This window comes from Gammaproteobacteria bacterium (genome assembly GCA_028817225.1).
Classification (GTDB): domain Bacteria; phylum Pseudomonadota; class Gammaproteobacteria; order Poriferisulfidales; family Oxydemutatoraceae; genus Oxydemutator.
Map to the genome: position 1 here is coordinate 20,249 of JAPPQC010000029.1, position 9,679 is coordinate 29,927.

Sequence of the window (9,679 nt, forward strand, 5' to 3'; positions counted from 1 at the left end):
GGAGTCCGTTCAGCCGAACGATTGATCAAGCAGGTCGAGGGCGACGGCGCCGGCGTGGAAAGTGCGCCCGCTCGGCAAATGCGTAACGGCCACCTGCGCCGGACTGAAAAGCATCGGGTCTATCTTGAAGAAATCGCGCTCGTATGCGTTGAAAATCTCGGCGAACGGCCTGCCGTAATCCGGCGAGGCGCCGCTTGGCAGCGCCTCGGCGAGTTGCCGCGCCGCGTCTTCGCCGCCGCCGACAAACAGGTGAATCCGGCCCGCGAACAGGATGGCGTCGTTGGTGCGCCCCATCGCCTGCACGAAGTCGGCGGCGGGCGGCGCCAACGGCGCGCTGCCGGCGCCGTCGGCGACATCGCCGAGGCTGAAACCGAGTTCATGCACCTTGTGCAGGCCGACTTCCAGCACGCGGGCGACGACCTGCACCGAGCCGGCGAGGCTGGTGGTCGGCGTCAGGATGACCGTCAGGCGGTCGGCGGCGACATGGCAGCGGTCGGCGATCTTGCTCAGCAACGGCGGCGGCGGCGGGCGGTCCGTCTCCAGCACCAGCACCGCGTCGTCGGCGTCGTCCTTGTAGCCCAGTTCCTCAAACAGCGGTTCGCGCAGCGCCAGCGCGCGCGCAGGCCCGGAACCCAGCGCATGAAAAGCCTCTTTGCCTTCGCCGTGCGACAAACTCCAGCCGGCGTATTGCGACGCAAGGCAGGCCAGCACCGGGGCGGCGGTGTGTACATGTAGCGTCAGCGGCCAGCGCGGCGCGACGCCGCCGTGAGTCAGCGTTACCTGTCCGAGACCGCCGAGGCATATTTCAGCAATCAGACGCCCGGCCTCAATGCCGCCGCGCGCGTCAATGCCGGCATCCACCAGGCGCACGCCGTCGGCTGAACGCGTAACGGACAGGCCCAGTTCCGCCCGCCGCTCGCACAACTGCTCAACCAGCGGCGCCACCAACCGGTTCAGGCTGATTTGGCTCATGGCGTGGTTCCTGTTGCCGCGCAAAACGCCTGCGGCGGCGCCAATCTGACGGTGCTGATTGGGTTCATGCTGCGATTTCTGCTGTTGCCGCTGTAATCGGGGGATGGCGCAACCGGCCCAACCGCGCTGTCAAGTCGCGTATGGAGGCCTGCAACCGGGACAATGCCGGCGCGGTCTCATCGCCTTCGGCCATCAGGCTGCAAAGCGGCTCGCCGGCGCGGAACACGCCCCCTGCGACCGGCACATCGCAAGCCTCGTTCGGCCAGTCAAAATCATCCGGCAGCGCGGTGTCCGCCGCTACATACATCACCGCGCACGCGCGCACCGCCGGGGCCGGGCGCGGCGGCGCCAGGCGCCCGCGGCAGGCTTGCAAATGCACATCCATCAGGCCGTGCGGGTAGTCGTCGTCAATCAGCGCCAGCGTCGCGCCCGGCCTCGGATTGAGTTCAAGGAAATACAGGCGGCCCGCGCAATACAGATAGTCCGCGTTGTTGATGCCGCGCAAACCGAGCGCCGCCGTCAGCGCCTGCGCGCCCTCTTCGGCCCGCGCGCGCAACGCATCGGGCAGCGCGCAGCGGTTCACCGCGCCGCCGTAGGCGAATGGCCGCTCGCGGCAATGCCGCGAATGCCACTGCGTGCTGAAACCCAAAGTCGCGGCGCCTTGCCCGTCGGCCACAAACAAATGAGAAACCCCGACCCCCGGCAGATAGGTCTGCCGGTAACGCCGCGCGCCGTCCTCTGCTGCGCCGCCATCGCGCCGGATGTGCGCGCCGCCGGCGGCAATCGGTGACTTTGACAGCGCCGGAAGATTCTCGCGCCAGGGCATGCACGGCAGTCCGCAATCGGCGGCCAACGCCGGCATTGCGCGGTCTGTGCAGCGGCTGAAAACATCCGGCTCGTTGCCGAGCAGCGGCAGTCGGCGGGAAAAATCATCAAAGAGGCCGCTGCAATTCTCGACGCCGGGGCCTGCAATCCAGCCTTTCAGCGACGCGCCGAAACGCGCGGTGGCACGCCTGAACGCCTTTTGCAGCGCATCCGGCGCAAGCCCTTCGGCGGTCAGCGGCACGCGGCTGGCCGACACCGCGACATCGCGGGTGTCGCGGTCGCCGAAGGCGTCTATCACCGCCGCGCGCAGGCCCGACTTCACCGCCGACTGCGCCAGCGCCCGCGCGCTCGCGGCGATGATCAGCAGGTCGGGGCCGGAGCCAGGCGTCCCGTCAGGCATCCCGTTCGGCGGCATACTTGCGCGCGACTTCGCAGGCGCTTTCATAGTGCAGGTACACCGGCTCGTCGCTATCCCGCATCTGTTGCAGCAGTTGGTGCTGCACCTGGTATTTGATGTTGCCGATGGCCAGCGCGCCGACGCCGACCGCGCCCGACTTCGAACCCGGCAAGGGCGTTCCGTCGTGCTGCGCCTCCAGGCCGGCGACGCCGGAAGGCGGCACGGCGTTGACATCGGCGGCGACCTTCAGCGCCGGCGCGCCGGCGATTTCGGCGGCGCTCAGCACCTCGATTCCGGCGGCAGCCGTGGCCAGCACGACATCGGCGCCCGCGAGTTGCCCGGCCTTGTCCGTGTCCGCCGCCCCCGACAGCGACAGCGCGCCGTCGGCGAAAGAACGGCAGTTTTCAACGGCGGCCTGCGCCTTCTCCGCCGAGCGGCTCATGATCGTCACCGACGCGCCCAGTTCCGCGGCCAGAATCGCGGCGGCCATGCCGACCGGCCCGGTGCCGCCGAGTATCAGGCTTTTCGCGCCGTCCCAGTCGGCGCCGTGGTCGCGCTGCAAGCGCGTGCCGACCGCGGCGATCATGCCGGCGGCTGTCGTGAACGCGCCGCTCGGGTCGGCCAGCACCGACATCTGAAACGGCGGAAACATCACCTTGCGCGCCTCCTCCAGCATTTGCAGCGCGACCCCCATGTCGCGCCCGCCGATGAAAATGCCGGTGCGCTTGACGCCCGACGGACTGCGCGAAAACATCGCGTCCTGAACCAGGCCCGGGATGTCGCCGACCTCAAGCGAGGTGTACGGCACCAGCGTGTGCCAGCCGGCGTCCGCCGCCATATTGGCATCGAACGGACTCAGGTTCGGGGCCGAAGTGAACATGTGCAGTATGTGAAATTTTTCCATTTCTCCCTCTGTCAGGTTGCGCCGGACATTACGCCGCGATGATCTCGCCGCCGCGGTTGTTGCCGGCGGTAATCAGCAGTTTAATCCGGTGTGAATCGAAGAAAGCGTCGTTTGCGATGAAGTTTTCAATCCGCGTTTTCAGGTTTTCGGCGCCGTCGCGGTCGCCGGCGATGACGAAGGCGGTCGGCCCCCAGGAACTCTGGCCTGTCCCTTTTATATCGTTTTCTCCCAGATAATCCAGAATTTTTCCGATGCCGGGACTGCCATAATAACCGCCGCCCTGCGCCGGTGAAAAGTAACTGCCGACCAGCGCCTGAAACTCGCCGACCGCCTCGGCAAAGGACGCGCAGTCGCGCCCGGCCAGCGCCGGCAGCATTTTCATTGTCAGAAGACGGCTCAGGAAACCGGCGCATTTCGCTGAAAACTCGGGCAATTCAGCAAAGGCCTCTTCTTCGTCCGGGCCGTGAAAACCCTCCGCCCCGCCCTCGTCGAAAATCAGCACAATCCGCCACTCCTCCGGAAACGGCAGATGCAGGATGGCTGGCGGCGGCTCGTCATCGCCGTCTTTTTTGCCGCCGTCGGCGACGACGCCGCCGTCGTCAAACGCGGCAATCCCGATTCCCGACCGGCGCCCGCGCCCGAGGCGCGCGGCAATCTCGCGGCTTGACAAATTGAGGCCGTGCAAACGGCTCAGCCCGTGGCCGACGGCCAGCGCCAACTGGGTGCCCGACCCCAGCCCCCTGTGCCCGGGAATCACGCGCACCGCCTCAATGCGCGCGCGACTGCCGACGCCGCAGGCGCGGTCAAAGCGGGCGGCCAGTTCCAGCACCTTGTCGCGCGCAGGCCCCGCCGCTTCAAGCGCCGGCGCCGGCGACAGCCGCAGTTCGGTAACCGGCGCCTTCAGCGAAATGCCGACACCGCCAAACCGCCGCCCCAAACCGCCGTGCAAATCAAGAAACCCCAGATGCAAACGCGCGGGCGCGACGACACGGCAGACGGCTGATTGGCCGGCCATCAATCAGACATCCTCAAAAACACAGCCGTTGGCGGTTACCGTGACCGGGAAGCCGGCCATGTCGCGCATGACCTGCGCGGCGCCGAAAGACTCCAGTTGAGGGGCGACGCCGGTGAAACCGGGGCCTGAAAAAGCCTCATCAAGCACGGCGAGGCGGTATTGTCCGGATTCCGCGGTGATGGTGCACAGATAGCGGTCATCATCGCCGCCGCGCGCAATTTCAATGGCGGCGCCGGGGAAATGCTGCTCCAGATAGGCGCGCAGCGCCGCCGCGGTGTCGTCCGTCATTGGGGCGGCATGGAATCGGGCGGCGGGCTTGCGCCCTCGTCATTGCCTTCGTCTTTTCCACCGCGGTGGCGGCGGACAATGGCCTGCAACTGGTCGAGCAGCGGCGGCGCGCCCCAGTCGCGGGCGCCGACCGCGCGGTAGAGCAGATGCCCTCGCGGGCTGACCAGATAGACGGTCGGCACCGCCGGGATGCCCCATTCCCCCATCTTCAGCGCGCTGTCCACCAGCACCGTGTAACTGACCGGCGTCGTCTTGATGAACTCGCCCACTTCAGACGCCGTGCCGCCGGCGTGAATCGCGACCACATCAAAACCGCTGTCGCGCAGAAAGCGGTAGGCGATTTCCAGGTTGTTGAGGTCGTTCAGGCAAATCGGGCAGGTGGATGACCAGAAAGCCACCAGCAGCAAACGCCCGCCGTAGTCTTCCATCGAGTGCATCCGCCCGCCGGTGTCGGGCAGCGAAAAGCCGTGGGCGGCGCGTTCTCCCGGAATCGGGTCAAGCAGCCTTGCCGGTTCGCCCGGCGCCGCGTGCGGGCCGCCGGGCGGCGCAAGCAGCGACAAAACCAGCATCGTGCAGGCGGCGCGCAAAACGCGCCGACAACGCCCCGCAGGCCGGGCGGCGGACTTCACGGCGTTATTCCCTGAAACGCCGGTTCGCCCAGAATGGATCGTCGCGACTGAGTTCGCCGACCGGCGCCGCGAACGCATCCGACACCAGTTCGGCGGTGTTGCCGCCGGTCAGCGTGCGCAGGAACGCAATCAGCGCCTTTTTGCCGCTGTCCGGCAGTTGCAGCGGCTGAATCAGCGGGCTCAGCAGTTCGTTGGGCACGCCGCCCTTGTCGTAGAACTCGATGACTTCCTCAAGCGTCAGCAATTCGCCGTTGTGCATGTACGGCGCGGTCAGCGCGACATTGCGCAGCGTCGGCGTGATGAATTTCCAGCGGTCGTCCGGGTCCTGCGTGACTTCATAGCGCCCGACATCGTTGAAGCGGGCCGGCGCCCTGGTCACCCGCTCGATGGCCTCGGATTCCAGGTCGGCGAAAATACCCGGGGCCAGCTGGACGCGCCGGGTCGGCTGCCGCTTGCCCATGGACGCGCTGAAACCCATGCCGGTATTGTGCAGTTGGTTGTCGGTGAACAGCGCATGTTTGTCGCCAATCAGATGGCACGACGAACAGCGCCCCTCGCCGGTGAAGATTCCGAAGCCCTTGCGTTCTTCGGGCGTCAGCAGGTCTTTCTCGCCGCCGTAATACCAGCGGTCAAAACGCGAGTTGGCCGACAGCAGCGTGCGCTGGTATTGGGCGAGCGCCATGCCGATGGTTTCCATTGACGGGCCGCGGCCATCAAACACTTGTTGAAAAAGCCCGCGGTACTCCTTGATCTGGTTGATTTTCTGAATGACGGCGCCGATAGAGGGGTTGGCCATCTCGTTGCGCGCTAGCAGCGGCGACCAGACCTGGTTTTCAAGCGAAGTCTCGCGGCCATCGTGAAACAGCGGCACCCGGTAGGCGACATTCAGCAGCGTCGGCGTGTTGCGCCTCGTGCCGCGGCCTTCAAAGCCGACCGCGGTTTTCAGTTCGTTGTGGGCGAAGCCCATCTCCGGCACATGGCACATCGCGCAGGATATCGTGTTGTTCAGCGACAGCCGGCGGTCGAAAAACAGCCGGCGGCCCAGCGCGATGCCCTTGCGCGACAAGGGGTTGGCGTGCGCGTCCGGCACCGGCGGCAAACCCGCGGGCGGTTTGCGCGACAATGCGTAGAGGTCGGTCTCGCGCCCCTTGCGGCTTTCCAGGCTGCGCGAGCGGGTCTTGTAGTCGGCGGACTCGTAGCCCTCCTTGTAGTCGCCGGAGCGCAGGATTTCGTCGCCCTGCGCCTGCGCCGGAGGCGGCGCCGCCGGCGCCAGCGTCAGCGCCCCTGTCAGAGACACTGCCGACGACACTGCCAGCGCCAACATCAGCGGCGCGCGGCGGAACAAGGACAGCCCCGGTTTCATTACCGCGCCGCGAAAGCCCGGGCGCTCACCTCCGCGAGGCCCGCGTCTCGAGCAGCACGGTTTCAATATCGGCCATCAGCAGGTCCGGGTGCAGGAAATCCACGCTGTAGATATTGCGGATGTAGCCGCTCGCGTCCACCAGGTAGGCCCGCAGGATGTGCGCGAAAACGGCGCCGCCCTCCTCGTCGCGTGCCTTGTTCACATACTGGCTGTATTCCTTCAGGATGGGGCGCAGTTTGGCGTCCGATTCGGTGGTCATGAACAGCCACTCGGAGTCGCCGCCCTGAAAGTCCTTCGCGTAATCACGCATGACTTCGGGCGTGTCGCGCTCGTAGTCGAAACTGATGCTGACAAAACGCACCTCGCTGGAAAGGTGCGAATGGCGTTTCAGCGATTTTTTCAGGGATTGCAGCACGAAGGTCGCCAGCGGGCAGCCGTTGACATCCTGGCACTGGGTGTAGATGAACGACAGCACCGAGATTTTGCCGTGCAGGTAATCTTGCAGGCGCGCATCGGAGCCGTCCGCCAGCAGCACCTCGCCGTCGGCGGCCTTGCGGATTTTCGGCAAATCGTAGCTGCCCGGCGTCGGCAGTTCGTATTCAAGTTTGCCCCACCCCGGCGCCAGTATCTCGACGGCGACGGGTTCGTCTTCGGGCGCCGTTGTCTGATGCCCGGCCCGGGCGCCGTCGGCGACGGCAAAAGCCGGGAAAAACAGCGCGATGACGCCGAATAAATGCAATCCTTTCAGCATGTTGGCCAACCTCCTTGCAACCTCTTGCACCGCGTTAATCGCGGCATTCCAGTATAGCACGGCAGACCTGCTCCGCCGTCGCCATCGCCGCCGTCCAGCCCAATGTGCCGTGCCCGGTGTTCAGCCACAGGCGGGGGTGGCGAGTGGCGCCCACAAGCGGCAGGTTGGACGGCGTCGCCGGGCGCAATCCGACCCACGGCACCGCGTATTCGAGCGAAATGCCCGGAAACAACTCCCGCACCCAGCGCATCAGCGGCGCGATGCGGCGGCGGCGGATGTCAAGGTTGTAGCCGTCCAGTTCGGCGGTGCCGGCCACGCGCAGCCGGTCGCCGAGGCGGCTTGCGACGATTTTGCGCCGGTCGTCGAGCACCGACACCGACGGCGCCGCCTCGCGCGAGGCCGCGTCTTCCAGCCGGATGGTCAGCGAATACCCTTTCACCGGATAGACATTGACGAAGACGCCCGCCTTGCCCAGCAACAGCGGCGAGTACGGGCCAAGGCAACAGACCGCATGGTCGGCGCGAATGGCCTCGCCGCCGGTGTGGACGACGACCTCGCCGCGCCCCGGCGCGAGACCGGTGATGTCGGTGTCGTAACGAAACTCGACGCCGCGCTCGCGGCAGATGCCGGCCAGCGCCCGGCAGAAGGCGTGCGCGTCGCCGGTCGCGTCCTCGCCGGCGTAGAAGCCGCCGATTATGCGCTCGGCGATGCGTTCAAGCGTCGGTTCGATGCGCAGAATTTCCGCGGTGTCCACCATCGCGCGCAGCGGCTGTTCGCCGCCCGCCCGCCACGCGCCCAGTTGTTTCGCGCGCTCGTATTCGCCGCGGTCGAGATAGAAATGCAGGACGCCTCTTCTGGAAAAATCAAATTCAATGTTCTCGCGTTCAAGCAATTCATAGTACAAATCGCGCGAGCGCAGGCACATCTTCACCAGCGCGGCGGTGTTGCGTTCGGCGGCGGCGGCGCGGCAATTCGCAAAAAAACCGGCAATCCAGTACCACTCGCGCCACGACAGCCTGGGGCGGATGAACAGGCTGGAATCCTCCCTGAAAATCCATTTCAGCGCCTTGAAGGCCATGCCCGGCTGCGCCCACGGCTGCGCGTTGCCAACCGACAACTGGGCGCCGTTGGCGAACGAAGTCTCCATCGCGGCGCACTCGCGGCGCTCCACGACGGTCACATCGAGACCTTCGCGGTTCAGCCGGTAGGCCGTCGTCACACCGGCGATGCCGGCGCCCAGAACACAAACTCGCATGATGAATCGCCTTCCCCCCTGTGTGCTATGTTACCCTGTCGCGCACAACGCCTGAACCGCATCCGGCAGTCGCCGGAAACCGCCATGCCCCGCCCGCCCGATGACAAAATCAAACAGCGCCTGCGCGAAGTGCGCGACGGGCTGGCGGGCATTCTCCGGAAAATCGCGCGCAGGGCGCCCCTTATTAGACGCTTCATCCCGCGCTTCTTCGTGCCGACTTCGTGGTTCGGCGACGCGCCGCCGCGCTGCACGCCGCTGCCCGCCGCGACCTTCGCCGATCTTGAGAAATACTGCCTGTTCATCGGCTACCCGTACAGCGGGCACAGCATCATCGGCGCCATTCTGAGCGCGCACCCGGAGGCCGTCGTCAGCAATGAACTGCGCGATTTTCGCTACCTGTGGGAAGGCGCCGCGCGCGAGGAACTGTTCACCGCCATCCTTGAACGCGACCGGCAATGGAGCGAAGACGGCTGCATCGGCGGCGGCGGTTACTCCTACGCCGTTCCCGGCCAGTGGCAGGGGCGCTATTCGAAACTGCGGGTCATCGGCGACAAGGGCGGCGGCAGGCTGAGCGAGGTGATTGCGAAAAAAGACCCCCGGCTGCTTGAAAAAATGCGCTCGTGGGTCGGCCTGCCGCTGCGGCTTGTGCACATCACGCGCAACCCCTACGACACCATCGCCACGATGTATGCGCGGCTCGGCGCGCCGCCGGGCCATTTTGAGCGCGACCTGGACGGCTGCATCCGGCGCTATCTGGAACTGGCCGCTTCAGTTCACCAATCCACAAAAGACCTGCCGCAAGACGAGTTGCTGATTCTGCGCCACGAAGACTTCATCGCCCGCCCGCGCGACTGCATCGGGCGGTTGTGCCGTTTCATCGGGCTGGACTATAATGAGGAGTACCTGAACGACTGCGCTTCCATTGTCTATGCCGACACCCACAAAAGCCGAACGCAAATCCACTGGCCGCAACGGGCGCTTGCCGATGTCAAGGCCGGCATCGGGCGCTATCCGCGTGAACTGGGCGGTTACCGTTTCTCTGATGGACGCTCCTCTGATGGGCGCCCCGCCGACTGACGGGCGCGCGCGATGACGGACGGCGTGAAAATACGGGTCAGCGGGCGCGTTCAAGGCGTCGGTTTCCGCGCCTTTGTGCGTGCACAGGCGCAACGGCGCGGGGTGACCGGCTACGCCAGAAACCTGCCCGACGGGCGCGTTGAGGTCGCGCTGTACGGCGATGCCGACGCGGTCGCGCAGGTTCGGCAGGCGGTCGCCGAAGG

At 66.1% G+C, this 9,679-nt stretch carries 11 protein-coding genes; 2 read left to right on the top strand and 9 right to left on the bottom strand.

Going from position 1 to position 9,679, the window contains the following annotated elements:
• Nucleotides 1-9: 9 nt before the first annotated feature.
• From mch to OXU50_04230, 9 genes are all read right to left on the bottom strand, one after another.
• Complete coding sequence (gene mch, locus OXU50_04190; GenBank protein ID MDD9869077.1) at nt 10-972, bottom strand: methenyltetrahydromethanopterin cyclohydrolase; 963 nt, start codon at nt 970-972, stop codon at nt 10-12.
• A 64-nt stretch (nt 973-1,036) separates the two neighbouring features.
• Complete coding sequence (locus OXU50_04195; protein ID MDD9869078.1) at nt 1,037-2,197, bottom strand: ATP-grasp domain-containing protein; 1,161 nt, start codon at nt 2,195-2,197, stop codon at nt 1,037-1,039.
• Nucleotides 2,190-3,098 carry a methylenetetrahydromethanopterin dehydrogenase gene (locus OXU50_04200; GenBank protein ID MDD9869079.1) on the bottom strand — a complete coding sequence of 303 codons (909 nt, stop codon included), beginning with the start codon at nt 3,096-3,098 and terminating at the stop codon, nt 2,190-2,192. The genes OXU50_04195 and OXU50_04200 overlap by 8 nt, the downstream gene beginning before the upstream one ends.
• A 28-nt stretch (nt 3,099-3,126) precedes the next feature.
• The gene (locus tag OXU50_04205) at nt 3,127-4,113 is read right to left on the bottom strand and encodes a GHMP kinase (protein MDD9869080.1); all 987 of its coding nucleotides are present in this window, start codon (nt 4,111-4,113) and stop codon (nt 3,127-3,129) included.
• Nucleotides 4,114-4,116: 3 nt separating this feature from the next.
• Entirely contained in the window at nt 4,117-4,401 is a 285-nt protein-coding gene (locus OXU50_04210) for a hypothetical protein (protein ID MDD9869081.1), read from the bottom strand.
• The gene (locus OXU50_04215; GenBank protein ID MDD9869082.1) at nt 4,398-5,030 is read right to left on the bottom strand and encodes a TlpA disulfide reductase family protein; all 633 of its coding nucleotides are present in this window, start codon (nt 5,028-5,030) and stop codon (nt 4,398-4,400) included. Before OXU50_04215 ends, OXU50_04210 begins: the two co-directional genes overlap by 4 nt.
• 4 nt (nt 5,031-5,034) lie before the next feature.
• Nucleotides 5,035-6,393, bottom strand: a complete 1,359-nt coding sequence (locus OXU50_04220; GenBank protein ID MDD9869083.1) for a methylamine utilization protein MauG — start codon at nt 6,391-6,393, stop codon at nt 5,035-5,037.
• Between the two features lie 25 nt (nt 6,394-6,418).
• Nucleotides 6,419-7,144, bottom strand: a complete 726-nt coding sequence (locus tag OXU50_04225; GenBank protein ID MDD9869084.1) for an SCO family protein — start codon at nt 7,142-7,144, stop codon at nt 6,419-6,421.
• A 34-nt stretch (nt 7,145-7,178) separates the two neighbouring features.
• Entirely contained in the window at nt 7,179-8,399 is a 1,221-nt protein-coding gene (locus OXU50_04230) for a D-amino acid dehydrogenase (protein MDD9869085.1), read from the bottom strand.
• A gap of 84 nt (nt 8,400-8,483) precedes the next feature.
• On the opposite strand from OXU50_04230, the gene OXU50_04235 reads away from it, so the two are divergent.
• The gene (locus OXU50_04235; protein ID MDD9869086.1) at nt 8,484-9,476 is read left to right on the top strand and encodes a sulfotransferase; all 993 of its coding nucleotides are present in this window, start codon (nt 8,484-8,486) and stop codon (nt 9,474-9,476) included.
• Nucleotides 9,477-9,488: 12 nt separating this feature from the next.
• Nucleotides 9,489-9,679, top strand: a 191-nt coding sequence (locus OXU50_04240; protein MDD9869087.1) for an acylphosphatase, incomplete at its 3' end; no start/stop codon positions are given.